A 17,705-nucleotide genomic window follows, 5' to 3' on the forward strand; every position below is an offset into this window, starting at 1 on the left:
AAGTCATATCGTAACGATTTATTGAAAGGAGTGAGAGTGTCTTACCAAGTCACGCTCAAATCGAGCGGCAAACAATTTAGTGCTAACAAAGATGAGACCATCCTTGAGGCGGCTCTACAACATGGCATTACCTTGCCTTATGGCTGTAAGAACGGCGCCTGCGGGTCTTGTAAGGGCAAAATTCTAGAGGGCCATGTAAAGCATGGTCAGCATAGCGCTGCAGCCTTGAGCCCTGCTGATGAGCTTGCGGGCGCTATTTTGTTTTGCTGCGCCCATCCACAGTCTGACATTCTGATAGAAGCGCGCGAGGTTCAAGGGGCTGGCGATATCGCAATTCGTAAAGTACCTTGCCGCGTTAATTCTATTAATAAGCCTAGTGAAGATGTTGCGATACTAAAGCTACAGCTTCCAGCGAGCGAGCGTTTTCAGTTTTTGGCAGGACAATACGTCGAATTTTTATTAAAAGATGGTCAGCGCCGCGCCTACTCTATTGCAAATGCTCCTGATCAAGATGGCCCACTAGAGTTGCATCTTCGGCACTTACCAGGCGGCCTCTTTACGGACTTTGTCTTTGGGGCAACCGAGCCAGCCCTCAAAGAAAAGGATATCTTGCGCTTCGAGGGCCCCTTAGGTAGCTTTTTTCTAAGGGAAGACTCCAAAAAGCCGATTATTTTTGTTGCAGCAGGAACAGGCTTTGCGCCGATCAAATCGATCATTGAGCAAATGCAGTACAAGAAGATTCTCAGACCGATTCACTTATATTGGGGTGGCCGTCGCCCAGGAGATCTCTACTTAGATGCACTCTGTAAGGCCTGGGTCAAAGACATTCCAGATTTCCGCTACATCCCTGTCGTCTCCAATGCCCTTCCAAAAGACCAGTGGCTTGGGCGTACCGGTTTTGTTCACCAAGCGGTCATGGCAGACCATGCTGACCTAGCAGGCTTTCAGGTGTACGCGTGCGGAGCCCCTGTGATGGTCAGCGCTGCCCGTCAGGACTTCCATACACAATGTGGCTTGCCTGAGGAGGAGTTCTTTGCTGACTCCTTTACGAGTGCTGCTGACTTAGCCTCTGGCCTAACAGCAGACTTAGCGGCAAACTAATCATGATCATGAGAAACTACTAGTAATATGCATAAGTCAGACAAGTCAGACCAATCAATCGATGCACAATCTGTGATGTTCATCACCCCACGGCCAGAATTAACCATGGTTGAGGGTAAGGGCTCTTGGCTGACCGATAACCACGGCAAGCGCTACTTAGATTTTTTACAAGGGTGGGCCGTGAACTGTCTTGGTCACAGTAACCCCGGCATGATTGAAGCATTGAATGGGCAAGCCAAAAAGCTCATCAATCCAAGCCCTGCCTTTTATAACGAGCCTATGATTCGTTTATCGAATCTACTGACTGATAACAGTTGCTTTGACAAAGTCTTCTTCGCCAATAGTGGTGCTGAGGCCAATGAAGGGGCGATTAAGTTAGCTCGCAAATGGGGGCAAATTAATAAATCGGGTGCCTTTGAAATTATCACCTTTGACCACAGTTTTCATGGTCGCACCTTAGCTACGATGAGTGCGTCTGGAAAGCCGGGTTGGGATACGATGTTCGCCCCTCAGGTAGCAGGATTTCCGAAGGCAGATTTAAATGACCTGGAGTCCGTCAAAAAATTAGTGACCGATAAAACTGTGGCAGTCATGTTGGAGCCCGTTCAAGGCGAGGGCGGTGTCATCCCCACTACTGCAGAGTTCATGCAAGGCCTGCGTCAATTCACCAAAGAAAATAACATTCTGCTGATAGTTGACGAGGTGCAGGCCGGCTGCGGGCGAACTGGTAAATTATTTGCTTACCAACATTACGACATCGCGCCAGATATCATGACCCTGGGTAAAGGTATTGGCGGGGGCGTGCCCTTAGCCGCATTAATGGCTACCGATGCTGTGGCCTGTTTTGTGCCTGGCGACCAAGGTGGAACTTATAACGGCAATCCGCTGATGACTGCTGTAGGTGCAAGTGTCATTGAGCAACTGCTTGCTCCGGGATTTTTAGAGTCTGTGCGCGCTAAAGGCGAGTTGCTCAGTAAAGAATTGCTGATTCTTTCCAAAGAGTTTCATCTAGATGGTGAGCGTGGGGAAGGCTTATTGCGGGCCTTAAAACTGAGCAGTGATATTGGCCCTAAATTAGTAGAGCTGGCACGTGATCGCAATCCCGAAGGTTTGCTGATTAATTCACCACGGCCTAATTTGTTGCGCTTCATGCCCGCACTTAATGTGAGTGATGATGAGATACGGCAAATGTGCGCTATGTTGCGAGAGCTACTTCAGCTAGCCACCAAATAAAAAGAGGGGTCTAAATTCAGACCCCTTCATTTTTATTAATTTACTAATTTACTAATTTACTAATCCGCTAAATTTTTAGGTAATGAGAAAGTAACATCTTCTACAACACCCTCTAGATTTCGGATGCTTCGGGGCCCAAACGATTGAATCTTGGCAACAATCGATTGTGCCAAGCTCTCCGGTGCCGATGCTCCTGCAGTGAGCCCTACCCGCTTCTTACCCGCGAACCATTCTGCCTGCAGCTGTTCTGGCGCATCGACCATGTAAGCAGAAACACCTAACTTTTCCGCCAATTCACGCAAGCGATTAGAGTTTGAACTTGCCTGACTACCCACCACAATTACCACCTCAACTTGGGGCGCCATAAATTTCACGGCATCCTGACGATTTTGTGTGGCATAGCAAATATCTTGCTTGCGGGGCTGAACAATACTGGGAAACTTGATTGTTAATGCCTCAATAATTTCTTTTGTTTCATCTACAGAGAGGGTCGTTTGCGTAACAAAAGCCATTTTTTCGCTCTGAGTAAAAGGCAGTTTTTCTACATCGCTCACTTTTTCGATCAGATGCAGGCCGGCCTCTACCTGTCCCATCGTACCTTCCACCTCTGGATGCCCAGCATGACCAATCATCAAAATCGTAAATCCATCCTTACTCATCTTGACCACTTCAAGATGCACCTTCGTGACCAACGGGCATGTAGCGTCATAGACTTGCAGTCCACGCGATTGGGCGTCCCTGCGAACCTCTTGAGAAACCCCATGTGCACTAAACACCACAATGCCGCCTTTGGGAACTTCATGCAGTTCATCCACGAACACGGCACCCTTTTCGCGCAACTCATTGACTACGTAAGCGTTGTGCACGATCTCATGGCGAACATAAATCGGTGCACCAAAGCGAGTCAATGCTTCATTGACGATATTAATTGCGCGATCAACGCCTGCGCAAAAACCGCGCGGCTGGGCCATCAAAATTTCTGGAGAGTCTGGATTCATCATGGAGAGCATCAGTTAAAGAATGGCAACAATTTCAGCTTCAAAGGTCACTGGTCTACCAGCCAACGGATGATTGAAATCAAACCAGGCGCCCTCTTCATTGATCGATTGCAATACTCCCGCATATTGCGCGCCTCCGGGGGCATTGAACTCAATCACATCACCCGGATTAAATTGTGCATCGTCATCGCGTCCCTCTTTGAGGGCACCCAAGGAAACCCACTGAATTAACTCTTCCTTGCGCTCACCAAAACTTTCTTCTGGCGGCAGCAAAGCACTTTTCTTTTCACCCACACCTAAACCTATTAAGACACTTTCAAAACAAGGCGCAAATTGACCCGACCCCATCATCACCGTCGCAGGACGATCGACAAACGTATTGATGTAATCCTCCCCACTGGGCAAGGTCAAGCGATAGTTGAGGGTCAAGAAGGAGTTGGGCAGAACAATAAGCTTAGTCATAAGGTTATTGTATCTAGACCCGACCTATCTGCGCATACCCCCATTACAGACTGGCCAAAAATGGAGCAACCTCGCGAGAAGCTAAGGGCTTTGGGTGCGCCAGCACTGACAGATGCTGAACTACTCGCTATTTTCTTAAGGGTGGGGGTAAAAGGCAAAACCGCAGTGGCACTTGCAGAGGATCTTTTGTACCATTTTGGTAGCCTACCCCGCCTTCTGTCCTGCACCCCCGAAGAATTTACCCAAATTCATGGCATGGGCATCTCTAAGTGGTCGCAGATTCAGGCGGCTTATGAGCTGGTCAAACGAAGTCTGGAAGAAAGTCTGACTCAAGACTCCATCTTTTCATCACCCAGCTATGTAAGAGAGTTTTTACAGGCCAAATTTGGGCGCCTCCCCCATGAAATCTTCCTCTGCCTTCACTTAGATTCCCGTCTGCACCTGATCGAGTGTCAGGAGCTCTTTAGAGGGTCGCTAACCCATACAACCGTCTATCCCCGAGAGATCTTGAAGGAAGCCCTAGCTCGCAACGCTAGCGCACTAATCGTGGCGCATAACCATCCAAGCGGCAGCCCTCTTCCCAGTGTCGCCGATCAAGAATTAACCCAAATGCTTTGCAAAGCCCTGCAATTAGTCGATATTTCACTTTTAGATCACTGCATTGTAAGTACCAGTGGATTTTTCTCATTTTCGGATGAAGGTCTTATGAATATTGATTAAAAATCAAAGTAATTACTAACATAAAGTAAAATCTAAGGGGTTGATGACAGTCTTTTGATGCCATCCTCAAAACTAAAGTGAAATAGGGGTAGATCAAAACCAGCTGAGACTGATACAATCTTTTCTTTTCGCAATTAATGGAGTTACGTCATGGCAAAAGTTTGCCAAGTCACTGGGAAGAAGCCGATGGTTGGCAACAATGTATCCCATGCAAACAATAAAACGAAGCGTCGCTTTTTGCCGAATTTGCAAAATCGTCGTTTCTGGGTTGAATCTGAAAACCGCTGGATTAGCTTGCGCTTAACCAATGCTGGTTTGCGTGTAATCGACAAAAACGGCATTGATGCTGTGTTGTCTGATCTACGCGCACGTGGCGAAATTTAAGGGGCACAAAAATGGCTAAAGGCGGCAGAGAAAAAATCAAGTTAGAGTCATCAGCTGGTACTGGTCACTTCTATACGACTACCAAAAACAAGCGTACAAAGCCTGAGAAAATGGAGCTCATGAAGTATGACCCCACTATTCGCAAGCACGTTGCTTATAAAGAAACAAAGCTGAAGTAAAGGTTTAAGTAAAGCTGCATTGAGTTTTAGTTACTTCACCAAACAAAAAACCCGCTTCATCAGCGGGTTTTTTATCGCTTAAATTAAAGCGCTACTCAGGCAGTGGCGCCTAACCGTAACGGCGTAACCGCAATGAAAAGTCACGCAGGCTACTGAGCCCACTCTCTTCAGCGCGCTGACACCAAGTATGTAGCTGAACAACTAACTGATCGCCAGTAGCGTTAGAGCGGCTCCAGATTGACTGTAGATCACGTCGCATTTCAATCATCTTTCGCAATTGCGCATTACTTGCCATCAACTCTTCAAGCTTATGTTTTTCTGCCTCAGACAATCGGGCTTCATCCTTGCTCAGCCAATCACGCGCATCTTTTAGGTGTGCTGCCAATACTTGCATGTGCTGCACTTCATTGGTAAAAAAGCTTCGCAAGGTCTTACTGTAGCGCGCCATGATTTCATATCGATTGATCAAAATGGCTTCAAGCGTACTTTGATCTGCAGGTCGTAAGTGACTCAATACTGGCTTAGGTGAGGTCTTTTTGACCTTGGCTAGACCTACAGCACTCATCATTTGAATGTAGAGCCAACCAATATCAAATTCGTACCATTTACTGGACAACTTGGCGCTGGTGGCGAAGGTGTGATGGTTGTTATGCAGCTCTTCACCGCCAATCAAAATGCCCAATGGAAAGATGTTGGTCGCAGCATCTGCACAATCGTAGTTACGGTAACCCCAGTAATGACCAATGCCATTAATGATGCCAGCGGCTGTAATCGGAATCCACAGCATCTGTACTGCCCAGACTGTTAATCCAATAGCACCAAACAAGAACACATCAATAATCAGCATCAGCGCTACGCCCTGCCAAGAATATTTGGCATAAACATGACGCTCGAGCCAATCGTCTGGCGTGCCGTGGCCAAACTTTGCCAAAGTTTCCTGATTGCGAGATTCTGCTTTGTATAGCTCTGCCCCACGAGAGAGGACAGTAGCAATACCCAATACCTGAGGGCTGTGAGGATCATCTACGGTTTCGCACTTAGCATGGTGCTTGCGATGAATAGCTGCCCACTCTTTAGTCACCATACCCGTCGTCAGCCAAAGCCAAAAACGGAAAAAGTGAGACATGATTGGGTGCAAATCTAATGCACGATGCGCCTGGCATCGGTGCAAAAAGATCGTTACTGCAGCAATCGTAATGTGCGTTGCCCCTAAAGTGAAGACCAGGATTTGCCACCAAGACCAATCCAAGTAACCACTGGCAAGCCAGTGGAGCAACATATCAAAACCTGAATATGAAACAGTATCCAAAAGAGAGTTCCTAATGAAAGGTTTAAACCTCTATTTTAGTGCTTTACCAACTTTCTTGGGTTTAACGGGCGGGTCTTTTGCCTCAAGTACCGCAGCATCAATCGCTATCTCAGCATTCTCTTTTAAGAGCTTAGCGTCTGATTTAGGCACTACTGCAGAGGCCTTTTTTTGAAACACGGCGCCGAAGAAGCCATCTGTCCCATGGATATGCGGCCATAATTGCCAATAAGGATTATCTGCACTACAACCCAAAGGCATGACTTCCTTAGAAAATAAGGGGCGAAGTGCTTGTGCAGCGGGAACCACCTCAAAATCAGGGTGTTTTGCCAAAAACGCTTCTGCAATCATTTGATTTTCTTGGGGTAATAAGCTGCATGTGGCATAAACCAGTCGGCCTCCTGGTTTCAGTAAGCGGCTAGCAGAACTCAAGATGTTCATCTGTTTTTGATTCAGCTCTAAGACACCTGTGGGTGTTTGACGCCACTTCAAGTCAGGGTTGCGGCGCAGCGTTCCCATGCCGCTACAAGGCGCATCTACCAGAACTCGATCAATCTTTCCGGCTAGGCGTTTGATCTTAGAGTCATTCTCACTATCAATCCATACCGGATGTACATTAGAAAGGCCGCTACGAGCCTGCCTTGGCTTTAAATTAGCCAAGCGGCGCTCTGATGTATCCATAGCGTACAAACGCCCTGTAGAGCGCATGATCGCTCCAATAGCTAAAGTCTTACCGCCGGCACCGGCACAAAAGTCCACCACCATCTCGCCACGCTTTGGTGCGAGCAGATGGGCCAATAACTGGCTACCCTCGTCCTGAACCTCAAACATACCTGCTTTGAAACCTGCCGTATTTTGCAATGCAGGTTTACCCATAATACGAACACCATCAGGCGCATAAGGGGTCGGAATCGCTTGATAACGTCCGCCTAACGCATTCATCTCAACGAGCAACTGCTCGCGAGTGGTTTTCATTGTGTTGGCACGTAAATCGAGCAATGCGGGATGCATCAAACATTTAGCCAATGCTTCACGGGTTTCTTCGCCAGGATATTTGCCAAAAGCATCCCAGAGCCACTCGGGCAAATTATTGCTCACCAATGGATTGAGGGTTGTAGGATCGATCGTCGCAAAGCGTTGCAACCACTCATACTCACCAGTCTTAAGGACATGCGCTAAATCAGCAATACCACTTTCTGCGCGATTAGCAGAACCCAGACCACCCTCAGTCAGAGCAGACAGTAAACCCAATAGGGCTAAACGTCTTGCTTGCGACCCTTCGCCACTTACAGCAAATTGAGAGAACTCATTTTTACGACGCAAAATAGCAAAAGCGCTCTCTGCAATCAAAGCACGATCTCGATTGCCCAATTGGGGTTCAGCCCGAAAATAACGACTAACAACACGATCAGCTGGTTGCTCGAAGCTCAATAGCTCAGGAAGTAAGCGCTCTAAATGGATAGCGTGCTGTGGCAATGCTCTTGCATTGGAAAAGTTTTTTTGCCCTTCAGGGGCAATGATGTTGCCACTCGCATTGCGTCGCTCAGGGCGGCGCAAAGGGTCTTTGGATTTCGTGGCGTAACTCTTTTGGGCGCCTAAACGTGGCCCTGATCTGGGGCTGGAGCTAGTGCTGCGGGGGGAACGTTCTTTACTCATAATTTTATTAATTGCGACTCCGGTGGTTGTAACTGAACTTGATTACCGTCTATTCGCAATCGTCCATCGAGGAACCATTTTACGGCCCGCGGGTAAATTTGATGCTCAGCAGCTAAAACTCGAGCCGAAAGGCTCTTTTCATCATCGCCCACCAAGACTGGAACTGAGGCCTGACAAATGATCGGCCCCTCATCTACCCCTTCAGTGACAAAGTGCACGGTTGCCCCATGTTCTGACACTCCGGCCTCTAAAGCGCGCTGATGGGTGTGCAATCCTGGGAAGGCTGGTAGCAATGCAGGGTGAATATTAATCAATCGCCCCTCAAAATGGCGAATAAAGGCTGGCGTCAAAATTCTCATAAAACCGGCTAAAACCACTAAATCAGCCCCTAAGGCATCTATTTTCTCAATTAAAGCGGCATCAAAGGATTCGCGAGAGGGGTGCTCCCGATGCTCAACAATAAAGGCTGGAATACCCTGAGAGCGAGCAAAATCAAGGCCTTTGGCTTCAGAATGGTTGGCAATTACCCCGGCGAATGTGACCTGCCATTGCTCTTTTTGGGCTATTTTGACGATAGCCTCGAAATTAGATCCGCGGCCAGAGATTAAGGTGACGATTGAAGGCATGCCCACAATATAATTGAAGGCTACCTTTTAAGCGACTAAGTTAACGTGAAGTGAACGCTCAGTGAATGTATTTCGAGGCCCCACCTCTTTTTTTGCAGGACCCGCTTGTGCTCTAACCATTGGCAATTTTGATGGCGTGCATCGGGGTCATGCTGCCCTTCTGCAGCAACTGAAGGTAGATGCTAAAGCAAGAGGCTTAGTCAGCTGCGTCATGACATTTGAGCCGCACCCCAAAGAATTCTTCTCTCCTGAGCAAGCTCCTCCGCGTATTTTAAATTTACGTGACAAATTGGCCGCCTTTGCCGAGCTCGGAATTGATCGAGTGGTAGTGGAACACTTCAATGCTGCTTTTGCACGCCTCACGCCAGAAGAATTTGTTTCTGAAATTATTGTTAAAAGACTCAATGCAAAATGGATTTTGATTGGTGATGATTTTTGTTATGGCGCAAAACGGGCTGGTAATTTTGCAAGTCTAAAAACCGCTGGTGAAAAATATGGCTTTGCAGTGTCGAGTATTAATACCGTTTCTGAAAATGGAATTCGTATTTCTAGCTCTGCATTGCGCCAAGCATTAGCGAATGGTGAAATGGAACGTGCCAGTAAACTACTAGGGCGGCCTTATGGCATTTCAGGGCACGTCATTCATGGTCAAAAGTTGGGGCGTACTTTAGGATTTCCCACACTGAACTTAGCTGTCGCCAGTCATCTTCATCATCGTAAGCCCGCTACCAGCGGTATTTTTGTGGCTCAAGTATTGGGTCTGAGTGATCAACCACTTCCGGCTGTTGCTAGCCTTGGGGTAAGACCAACCGTAGAAGATGCAGGGCGTGTATTACTTGAGACCCACATCTTCGATTACAACGCTGATATCTATGGAAAAGTGATTACCGTAGAGCTGCTAGAAAAAATTCGAGATGAAGCAAAGTACGCCGATCTCGACGCCCTTACCAAAGCGATTGCATCAGATGCAGCGCATGCCAGAAACTATTTCCAGAAAAAAAATTATGTCTGAAAAAGAAAACTCTTACCCCGTTAACCTACTGGAGACATCGTTTCCAATGCGAGGTGATCTTCCTAAACGTGAGCCTCAATGGGTTGCGCAATGGCAGAAAAATAAGCTCTATGAAAAAATTCGTGCAGCCCATGCACATCAACCAAAATTTATCTTGCACGATGGTCCTCCTTATGCCAACGGTGACATCCATATTGGTCATGCAGTAAACAAGATTTTAAAAGACATGATTATTAAATCTCGCTGGTTAATGGGATTTGACTCTGTCTATGTGCCAGGCTGGGATTGTCACGGCATGCCAATTGAAATCCAAATTGAAAAGCAATTTGGCAAAAACTTACCGACGGCTGAAGTACAAGCCAAAGCGCGTGCATATGCGCAAGTTCAAATTGACAAACAAAAGACAGACTTTGAGCGCTTAGGCGTCTTGGGTGACTGGAGTGATCCTTACCTCACTATGAATTTTCGCAATGAGGCGGACGAGATTCGCGCTCTGGGAAAAATCTGGGAAAAAGGCTATGTTTATCGCGGCTTAAAACCCGTGAACTGGTGCTTTGATTGCGGATCAGCGCTCGCTGAGGCTGAAGTTGAGTACCAAGATAAGACTGATCCCACTGTGGATGTCGGCTTTGCATTTGATGATGCGCAACGCACTCGCATTGCCAGTGCATTTGGCATTGATGAGCTACCAAACAAGCCAGGAATGATTGTCATTTGGACTACTACTCCATGGACTATTCCCGCCAATCAAGCGCTTAATGTACATCCTGAACTTACCTATGGCTTAGTGGACACTGGTGACAAGTTATTGATTTTGGCTAAAGATCGCGTTGAGACTTGTTTGACGGATTACGGTCTTGAAGGCAATGTAATTGCATCTTGCTCAGGCAGTCAATTAGCCAATATTTCTTTTTGGCATCCCTTGGCATCTTTAGATGTTGGCTATAAACGTCTTTCTCCTATTTATCCAGCTGAGTACGTCACTCTAGATACGGGTACTGGTGTCGTCCACTCCGCCCCCGCTTATGGCGAGGAAGACTTTAAATCTTGCAAAGCCAATCAGCTCGCAGATAACGATATTCTCAATCCTGTCATGGGTAACGGCGTATATGCCTCTTGGCTTCCATTATTTGCTAACGAATATATTTGGAAGGCCAATCCAAAGATTGTAGAAGCAATGCGCGCAGCAGGCAGCTTGCTTCGGGATCAAACCTATACCCATTCCTACATGCATTGCTGGCGCCATAAGTCGCCGATTATCTACCGGGCAACGTCACAGTGGTTTGCCAGCATGGATAAGAAACCGCCTGATGGCAAAGCTAGCTTACGTGAGACAGCGCTTGCGGGCATCCAAGCTACGGAGTTCTTCCCTGCATGGGGCAAGCAACGTTTAAACAGCATGATTGCCAATCGTCCTGATTGGACCTTGTCACGCCAGCGTCAATGGGGTGTTCCCATGGCCTTCTTTGTCCATAAAGAAAGTGGTGAGCCACATCCGCGGACTGTTGCGCTTTTAGAAGACATTGCTAAGCGAGTAGAAAAAGAAGGTATCGAGGCTTGGCAGAAATTAGAAGTTGCAGAACTACTAGGTGACGAAGCCACTCATTATGAGAAAAATCGTGACACTTTAGATGTTTGGTTTGATTCTGGAACAACCCATTGGCATGTCATTCGTGGCTCACATCGTGAGAAGCTCTATCGCCCTGAATCTGAAAATGCTGATGGTCGTTTAGCTGATTTATATTTAGAGGGCTCGGATCAACATCGCGGCTGGTTTCATTCCTCTTTACTGACTGGGGCCATGCTTGATGGCAAGCCTCCTTACAAAGCGCTCTTAACCCACGGCTTTACTGTGGATGGTCAAGGCCGAAAAATGAGTAAGTCAGTAGGCAATGTTGTTGCCCCTCAACAAGTCGCCGATAAATTGGGCGCAGAAATCATTCGTTTATGGGTAGCCTCCACTGACTACTCTGGTGAGATGACTATTTCAGATGAGATTCTCAAGCGGGTAACGGAAAGCTATCGCCGTATCCGCAACACCTTGCGTTTCCTATTGGCTAACTTATCGGACTTTGATCCCAGCAAACATGCTATGCCTCCAAGCGACTGGCTAGAGATCGATCGGTATGCGGTCGCCATGGCCAAGCAATTACAAGATGAAGTGCAGGCCCATTACCAGGCATATGAGTTCCAGCCAGCAGTAGTGAAGATACTGAGCTTCTGCTCGGAAGATCTGGGTGGCTTTTACTTGGATATTCTCAAAGACCGGCTCTACACCAGTGCACCCGATTCCAAAGAGCGTCGTGCAGCGCAAAATGCACTCTTTCACATCACTCGCAACTTATTAAAGTGGCTCGCCCCCTTCCTATCCTTCACTGCCGAAGAAGCTTGGACAACGCTACCCCAGGGTGTGGATAGCACCGCCACTGAATCCATTTTCATGGAAGAATTCGGTGCCTTCCCAACCATTGATCACGCTTGTGAGCTATTGGCTAAATGGAGTCGCGTTCGAGAAATTCGTTCTGAAGTTACTAAGGCCATTGAGCTTGAGCGAGAGGCAGGTAATGTTGGGTCTTCCTTACAAGCTGAGCTTACTATTAAAGTGGCAGATGCTGACTTTGCGATTCTGCACTCTTTAGAAGACGATTTGCGCTTTGTCACCATTACCTCCGCCGCCAATATTGAACTGAGCAGTGGTGGCTTAGAGGTGCTTGTTCGCGGAAGTCAGTACAAGAAGTGTGGTCGATGCTGGCACCACATCCATGATGTTGGCATTAATACTGAACATCCCGAGCTATGTAGCCGCTGTATTGCCAATCTCTTTGGTGATGGCGAAGCCCGCTTGTTCGCCTAGGCCCACATCAATACAATTCCACACGTCATGAGTCTATCCTTCTTGCGTTACCTAGCGATTGCAACCATTACCTTACTTTTAGACCAACTCAGCAAATGGTCGGCATTAGGTAACTTACAAATGGGTGTGCCAGAGCCAGTTCTTCCATTTTTAAATTGGCTGCTTCTCATGAACCCCGGCGCCGCTTTCTCTTTTCTTGCTCAAAGTTCTGGTTGGCAACGCTGGTTTTTTACCATTCTTGGCTTGCTCGCTTCCGTATATATTTTATGGCTACTGTATAAGAGCCGAGAAGATAGGCTGCTTTGTTGGGCCTTGAGCCTCATTTTGGGTGGCGCCCTAGGCAACGTCTTAGATCGCATCATGTATGGTGCTGTGGTGGACTTTATTGACGTGCATTACCAACACTGGCACTGGCCTGCATTTAATATTGCCGATAGCGCCATCTGCATTGGTGCTGGCCTGATGATTTGGGGTGAGCTGCGAAGATCATTTGGCAAATCGACTAATCCCCTTTAAGCTGGCGCCATGCAATCACTTTTGAATAAAAAAATCGTCTTGGGTATTTCTGGAGGGATTGCAGCGTATAAGTCTGCAGAACTAGCCCGCTTGCTGATGCAAGAGGGTGCAAGCGTTCAGGTGGTCATGACACAAGCTGCCCAGCAGTTTGTAACGCAAGTGACGATGCAAGCCTTGACGGGTAACCCGGTGTACACCAGCCAATGGGATAGCACTATCCCTAACAATATGGCCCATATTGAACTCTCCAGGACTGCAGATGCGATCTTAGTTGCGCCAGCAAGTGCCGACCTCATGGCAAAGCTTTCCTTGGGTCTTGCAGATGACTTGCTCAGTACGCTTTGCTTGGCTCGGGATTGCCCGCTACTGATTGCGCCTGCCATGAATAAACAAATGTGGGAGCATGCTGCCACACAAAGAAGTGTGCAGCGCCTTACGGAGGATGATGCCACTCTCTTGGGTCCTGCTAGCGGTTTCCAGGCCTGTGGTGAAGTTGGGTTAGGTCGCATGCTAGAGCCAGTAGAAATCACTGAGCAACTGATTGCATTCTTTCAAAAGAAAAGTCTAGCCGGCAAGAAAGTGTTAATAACTGCTGGCCCTACCTTTGAAGCAATTGATCCTGTGCGAGGACTAACGAATCGCAGTTCCGGAAAAATGGGTTTTGCAATTGCACGAGCAGCGATCGAAGCTGGTGCAGAGGTGCATTTGATTGCTGGCCCTTGCGACTTAGCTACGCCACTACTAGCGACTGGGAAGATCATTCGCAGCGATATAGTAAGCGCTAAAGAAATGCATATCGCTGTGATGAACACTCAAGACTATGACGTGTTCTTTGCAGTAGCTGCCGTAGCTGACTGGGGTATTACTAAGCCCGCTAAAGACAAAATCAAGCGTAATGGTAATAAAGTCCCAACCCTAGAGTTCACTGCTAATCCTGACATCCTTTTAGAAGTTGCTAAGACTGCCAAGATTAAGGCCGGTAAACCATATCCCTACTGCGTTGGCTTTGCAGCAGAATCTACTGACTTAAAAGCCCATGCCCAAGAGAAGCGTGAGCGTAAAGGCATCCCGATGATCGTAGGCAATATCGGCCCAGATACGTTTGGCAGCGATCTAAATCAATTACTAGTGATTGATGAACGTGGCAGCAAGAAAATAGCTACAGCCGAAAAATTAGATCTTGCACGCCAGCTTATTCAGCTGGTTGCGAAAAAGATTTAAAAGACTTCGCAAACATTCTCATCTTTTGCCTTAGGAAATCCCATGCAATCACTTCAAATCAAAATTCTCGATGAACGCATGCGCGATCAGTTACCCGCTTACGGCACGCCCGGTAGTGCAGGTCTCGATTTACGGGCCTGCATCGATGAAGCAATCGACATTGCCCCAGGTCAAACTGTGCTCGTTCCAACCGGTTTAGCAATTTATGTTGAAGACCCTCGATATGCTGCTTTTATTCTGCCTCGATCAGGTCTTGGCCACAAGCATGGCATCGTACTGGGCAACTTAGTAGGATTAATTGACTCTGACTACCAAGGCCAACTCATGGTGAGCACTTGGAACCGTGGATCAAGTCAATTCCGACTAGAGTCAATGGAGCGTCTTGCCCAGCTAGTAGTGATGCCAGTCCAGCAGGTGGAACTCAAAGTCGTTGAGGAGTTTTCGCAAAGTAGTCGTGGTGCTGGTGGCTTCGGTAGCACTGGAAGAGCCTAGACTCTGTGCCACAGCAGCGCTGGGACTATACGGACAATAAAAAAGGTCGCCTTCAGGCGACCTTTTTACTCTTAAGAAAGCTTTTACATCTCTTCAGCCGGGGCAACATCAGCCTTAGGAGTTTTTGGCGCTTTACCGGAAACTACGGGAGCATCAAACTCTAATTGCACCTTACCGTCAGCATCAATATCGACTGCCACATGGCCACCTTGTGCCAGCCTACCAAATAACAGCTCATCAGCCAGGGCCTTACGTACCGTATCTTGAATGATGCGCTGCATTGGCCTTGCACCCATCAGCGGATCAAACCCATGCTTGGCTAAGTGCGCACGTAATGCCGGACTAAATGATGCGTCGACTTTCTTCTCATGCAATTGCTCTTCTAGCTGCATTAAGAACTTATCTACAACACGAATAATGATGCTCTCATCCAATGCTTTAAAAGAAACAATTGCGTCCAGACGATTACGGAACTCTGGGGTAAAGAATTTCTTAATATCCGCCATTTCATCACCGGACTGACGGGCATTGGTAAAGCCGATCACTGACTTCTGCATAGCCTCTGCACCAGCATTAGTGGTCATGATGATGATGACATTACGGAAGTCCGTCTTGCGACCATTGTTATCCGTTAAAGTGCCGTGGTCCATTACCTGCAGCAGAATATTAAAAATATCTGGATGGGCTTTTTCAACTTCATCCAGCAAAAGCACGCAATGGGGTTTTTTATTTACCGCCTCAGTCAGCAAGCCACCTTGGTCAAAACCAACATAGCCTGGAGGGGCGCCAATAAGCCGGCTTACTGCATGGCGCTCCATGTATTCAGACATATCGAAACGCACAAGCTCAATACCTAAAATGTAGGCAAGCTGCTTAGCCACCTCGGTCTTACCAACACCGGTAGGGCCAGAGAATAAAAAGGAGCCAATGGGCCTATCAATTTTTCCAAGTCCAGCGCGAGTCATCTTAATCGCGCTAGCCAAGACCTCAATCGCAGGATCCTGGCCAAACACCACGCTCTTGATATCACGATCTAAGGTTTGTAACTTACTACGATCGTCAACTGAAACAGACTGTGGCGGTATACGCGCAATCTTTGCCACGATTTCTTCGATTTCTTGACGGCCGATTGTTTTTTTCTGCTTAGACTTAGGCAAGATACGTTGTGCGGCACCCGCTTCATCAATCACATCAATCGCCTTATCAGGCAAATGACGATCATTAATGTAGCGTGCAGATAGTTCAGCTGCAGCTACTAAAGCAGCTGAAGCATATTTAACACTATGATGTTCTTCAAAACGAGACTTGAGGCCACGTAAAATTTGCACCGTTTGATCTACAGTTGGCTCAACCACATCGACTTTTTGAAAGCGACGGGATAAGGCAGCATCTTTTTCAAAAATGCCACGATACTCATTGAACGTAGTCGCACCAATACACTTCAGCTGCCCATTAGATAGGGCAGGCTTGAGTAGATTACTAGCATCTAACGTTCCGCCAGAGGCCGCGCCAGCACCAATGAGAGTATGAATCTCATCAATGAATAAAACACCATGGGGGTTATCTTTTAAGGACTTCAGCACCCCCTTCAAGCGTTGCTCAAAATCACCGCGATATTTAGTGCCCGCTAATAACGCACCCATATCTAAAGAGTAGACGGTAGCGTCGGCCAAAATATCGGGGACGTCCCCTTTGACAATGCGCCATGCCAAACCTTCGGCAATCGCTGTTTTACCAACGCCAGCTTCACCGACCAGCAATGGATTATTTTTACGGCGACGACACAAAATTTGTATGACGCGCTCCACTTCACTATCGCGCCCAATCAGGGGATCAATCTTGCCTTGCTTAGCCAAGACATTCAGATTTTGAGTGTACTGTTCTAGTGGACTTTCTTTGCCGCCGGCGGATGGATCCTCAGCATCAGGAGTAGATTCTGCAGGTTTAGCCTGCTCGGCCTGATCTTTACGCACGCCGTGGCTAATAAAATTGACTACATCCAAGCGCGTTACGCCTTGCTGCTGCAAGAAGTAAACCGCATGGGAATCTTTTTCACCAAAGATAGCGACAAGTACATTCGCACCCGAGACTTCTTTTTTTCCACTAGAGCTTGACTGCACATGCATGATGGCGCGCTGAATCACCCGCTGAAAACCTAAAGTGGGTTGGGTATCGACTTCATCATTACCAGGCACGACTGGCGTATTGTCATTAATAAAATTCTTGAGCTGTAAGCGAAGCTCTGCAATATTTACAGCACAGGCTTTCAAGACCTCCACTGCAGAGGCGTTATCCAGCAAGGCAGCCAATAAATGCTCCACCGTAATGAACTCATGTCTTGAGGCTCTTGCGTCAACAAATGCCATGTGCAAACTCACTTCTAATTCTTGGGCAATCATGCTTCCTCCATAGTGCACTGTAGTGGGTGACCCGCTTCTCGCGAGAGTTCAATAACTTGATGCACTTTTGTTGCCGCAACATCTCGTGTAAACACACCGCAGACGCCTTTACCAACCAAATGAACCTGTAACATAATGCGTGTAGCCGACTCTTGACTCTGATTAAAATACTCCTGAATTACCATCACCACAAACTCCATCGGCGTGTAATCGTCATTCAATAGTAAAACTTTATACATCGAGGGCGCTTTCACTTTCTCGGCCTGCTTCTCGAGAAGAATAGTGTCTTCAATATAAGGGTTGTTTGGGTTACCAACTGCAGGATTTTTCGTTGTACGACTCATGAGAAGCATTCTAAACACAGATATGTAAATAGGGGTTTAGGAGAAATGTGGCAAAAAAACCATCAATGAAACCCTGTTTAAAGCATATTGGGGCATTTTTCGATAAAAAAAGGGGGGTTAACTAACAACTATATTCACTTTACCTCTTGACACCTCACCATAAAGGGCAAACAATCAAGGTATAGGACGTTATTAAGGTTCT

The 17,705-nt window shown here is 47.2% G+C and carries 17 protein-coding genes; 10 read left to right on the forward strand and 7 right to left on the reverse strand.

What is annotated here, in order from left to right; translation table 11 throughout:
• Positions 1 to 36: 36 nt before the first annotated feature.
• Together B0G85_RS06415 and B0G85_RS06420 are read left to right on the forward strand one after the other, a co-directional pair.
• Positions 37 to 1,101 (forward strand): CDP-6-deoxy-delta-3,4-glucoseen reductase, encoded by a 1,065-nt coding sequence (locus tag B0G85_RS06415; RefSeq protein WP_100379632.1) that lies wholly within the window; start codon positions 37 to 39, stop codon positions 1,099 to 1,101.
• A 27-nt stretch (positions 1,102 to 1,128) separates the two neighbouring features.
• Positions 1,129 to 2,334, forward strand: coding sequence for an acetylornithine transaminase (locus tag B0G85_RS06420; RefSeq protein WP_100379633.1), 1,206 nt, complete (start codon positions 1,129 to 1,131; stop codon positions 2,332 to 2,334).
• 59 nt (positions 2,335 to 2,393) lie between these two features.
• Here the strand turns inward: B0G85_RS06420 and ispH are convergent, their stop codons facing one another.
• A complete protein-coding gene (gene ispH, locus B0G85_RS06425; RefSeq protein WP_415836296.1) occupies positions 2,394 to 3,344 on the reverse strand; it encodes a 4-hydroxy-3-methylbut-2-enyl diphosphate reductase in 951 nt (316 codons plus the stop codon).
• A gap of 3 nt (positions 3,345 to 3,347) precedes the next feature.
• A complete protein-coding gene (locus B0G85_RS06430) occupies positions 3,348 to 3,794 on the reverse strand; it encodes an FKBP-type peptidyl-prolyl cis-trans isomerase (protein ID WP_157799296.1) in 447 nt (148 codons plus the stop codon).
• A gap of 42 nt (positions 3,795 to 3,836) precedes the next feature.
• Between B0G85_RS06430 and radC the strand changes: the two genes are divergently transcribed.
• From radC to rpmG, 3 genes are all read left to right on the forward strand, one after another.
• Complete coding sequence (radC, locus tag B0G85_RS06435) at positions 3,837 to 4,514, forward strand: RadC family protein (RefSeq protein WP_369405931.1); 678 nt, start codon at positions 3,837 to 3,839, stop codon at positions 4,512 to 4,514.
• A gap of 150 nt (positions 4,515 to 4,664) precedes the next feature.
• Positions 4,665 to 4,898, forward strand: a complete 234-nt coding sequence (rpmB, locus tag B0G85_RS06440) for a 50S ribosomal protein L28 (protein ID WP_011903570.1) — start codon at positions 4,665 to 4,667, stop codon at positions 4,896 to 4,898.
• An 11-nt stretch (positions 4,899 to 4,909) separates the two neighbouring features.
• Positions 4,910 to 5,077, forward strand: coding sequence for a 50S ribosomal protein L33 (gene rpmG, locus B0G85_RS06445; RefSeq protein WP_100379636.1), 168 nt, complete (start codon positions 4,910 to 4,912; stop codon positions 5,075 to 5,077).
• 109 nt (positions 5,078 to 5,186) lie between these two features.
• On the opposite strand, the gene B0G85_RS06450 is transcribed toward rpmG, so the two are convergent.
• The 3 genes from B0G85_RS06450 to purN are packed head-to-tail and all read right to left on the reverse strand — an operon-like array spanning position 5,187 to position 8,665.
• Positions 5,187 to 6,356, reverse strand: a complete 1,170-nt coding sequence (locus B0G85_RS06450; RefSeq protein ID WP_198508764.1) for a DesA family fatty acid desaturase — start codon at positions 6,354 to 6,356, stop codon at positions 5,187 to 5,189.
• A gap of 60 nt (positions 6,357 to 6,416) precedes the next feature.
• Positions 6,417 to 8,039: an RsmB/NOP family class I SAM-dependent RNA methyltransferase gene (locus B0G85_RS06455; protein WP_100379638.1), complete on the reverse strand. Its 1,623-nt coding sequence runs from the start codon at positions 8,037 to 8,039 to the stop codon at positions 6,417 to 6,419.
• A complete protein-coding gene (gene purN / locus B0G85_RS06460; protein WP_100379639.1) occupies positions 8,036 to 8,665 on the reverse strand; it encodes a phosphoribosylglycinamide formyltransferase in 630 nt (209 codons plus the stop codon). Before purN ends, B0G85_RS06455 begins: the two co-directional genes overlap by 4 nt.
• A 61-nt stretch (positions 8,666 to 8,726) precedes the next feature.
• On the opposite strand from purN, the gene B0G85_RS06465 reads away from it, so the two are divergent.
• From B0G85_RS06465 to dut, 5 genes are read left to right on the forward strand one after another with little or no spacing between them, the layout of a single operon-like run.
• Positions 8,727 to 9,677, forward strand: a complete 951-nt coding sequence (locus B0G85_RS06465; protein ID WP_100379640.1) for a bifunctional riboflavin kinase/FAD synthetase — start codon at positions 8,727 to 8,729, stop codon at positions 9,675 to 9,677.
• Positions 9,652 to 12,531, forward strand: a complete 2,880-nt coding sequence (gene ileS, locus B0G85_RS06470; protein ID WP_415836304.1) for an isoleucine--tRNA ligase — start codon at positions 9,652 to 9,654, stop codon at positions 12,529 to 12,531. The genes B0G85_RS06465 and ileS overlap by 26 nt, the downstream gene beginning before the upstream one ends.
• 27 nt (positions 12,532 to 12,558) lie before the next feature.
• Complete coding sequence (lspA, locus tag B0G85_RS06475; protein WP_100379642.1) at positions 12,559 to 13,047, forward strand: signal peptidase II; 489 nt, start codon at positions 12,559 to 12,561, stop codon at positions 13,045 to 13,047.
• Positions 13,048 to 13,056: 9 nt separating this feature from the next.
• Positions 13,057 to 14,268: a bifunctional phosphopantothenoylcysteine decarboxylase/phosphopantothenate--cysteine ligase CoaBC gene (coaBC, locus tag B0G85_RS06480; RefSeq protein ID WP_100379643.1), complete on the forward strand. Its 1,212-nt coding sequence runs from the start codon at positions 13,057 to 13,059 to the stop codon at positions 14,266 to 14,268.
• 42 nt (positions 14,269 to 14,310) lie between these two features.
• Positions 14,311 to 14,760: a dUTP diphosphatase gene (dut, locus tag B0G85_RS06485; protein WP_100379644.1), complete on the forward strand. Its 450-nt coding sequence runs from the start codon at positions 14,311 to 14,313 to the stop codon at positions 14,758 to 14,760.
• Positions 14,761 to 14,843: 83 nt separating this feature from the next.
• Here dut and clpA read toward each other — a convergent pair whose 3' ends face one another.
• Positions 14,844 to 17,159, reverse strand: coding sequence for an ATP-dependent Clp protease ATP-binding subunit ClpA (gene clpA, locus B0G85_RS06490; RefSeq protein WP_100379645.1), 2,316 nt, complete (start codon positions 17,157 to 17,159; stop codon positions 14,844 to 14,846).
• Positions 17,156 to 17,512, reverse strand: a complete 357-nt coding sequence (gene clpS / locus B0G85_RS06495) for an ATP-dependent Clp protease adapter ClpS (protein WP_100379646.1) — start codon at positions 17,510 to 17,512, stop codon at positions 17,156 to 17,158. Before clpS ends, clpA begins: the two co-directional genes overlap by 4 nt.
• Positions 17,513 to 17,705: the final 193 nt, after the last annotated feature.

The organism is Polynucleobacter brandtiae (genome assembly GCF_002797575.1).
Lineage (GTDB): Bacteria > Pseudomonadota > Gammaproteobacteria > Burkholderiales > Burkholderiaceae > Polynucleobacter > Polynucleobacter brandtiae.

Coding starts and splice junctions, on each gene's coding strand:
- B0G85_RS06420 (WP_100379633.1), top strand. CDS start 1,129: ATGCATAAGTCAGACAAGTCAGACCAATCAATCGATGCACAATCTGTG.
- ispH (WP_415836296.1), bottom strand. CDS start 3,344: ATGCTCTCCATGATGAATCCAGACTCTCCAGAAATTTTGATGGCCCAG.
- B0G85_RS06430 (WP_157799296.1), bottom strand. CDS start 3,794: ATGACTAAGCTTATTGTTCTGCCCAACTCCTTCTTGACCCTCAACTAT.
- rpmB (WP_011903570.1), top strand. CDS start 4,665: ATGGCAAAAGTTTGCCAAGTCACTGGGAAGAAGCCGATGGTTGGCAAC.
- rpmG (WP_100379636.1), top strand. CDS start 4,910: ATGGCTAAAGGCGGCAGAGAAAAAATCAAGTTAGAGTCATCAGCTGGT.
- B0G85_RS06450 (WP_198508764.1), bottom strand. CDS start 6,356: ATGTTGCTCCACTGGCTTGCCAGTGGTTACTTGGATTGGTCTTGGTGG.
- B0G85_RS06455 (WP_100379638.1), bottom strand. CDS start 8,039: ATGAGTAAAGAACGTTCCCCCCGCAGCACTAGCTCCAGCCCCAGATCA.
- purN (WP_100379639.1), bottom strand. CDS start 8,665: ATGCCTTCAATCGTCACCTTAATCTCTGGCCGCGGATCTAATTTCGAG.
- lspA (WP_100379642.1), top strand. CDS start 12,559: ATGAGTCTATCCTTCTTGCGTTACCTAGCGATTGCAACCATTACCTTA.
- coaBC (WP_100379643.1), top strand. CDS start 13,057: ATGCAATCACTTTTGAATAAAAAAATCGTCTTGGGTATTTCTGGAGGG.
- dut (WP_100379644.1), top strand. CDS start 14,311: ATGCAATCACTTCAAATCAAAATTCTCGATGAACGCATGCGCGATCAG.
- clpA (WP_100379645.1), bottom strand. CDS start 17,159: ATGATTGCCCAAGAATTAGAAGTGAGTTTGCACATGGCATTTGTTGAC.
- clpS (WP_100379646.1), bottom strand. CDS start 17,512: ATGCTTCTCATGAGTCGTACAACGAAAAATCCTGCAGTTGGTAACCCA.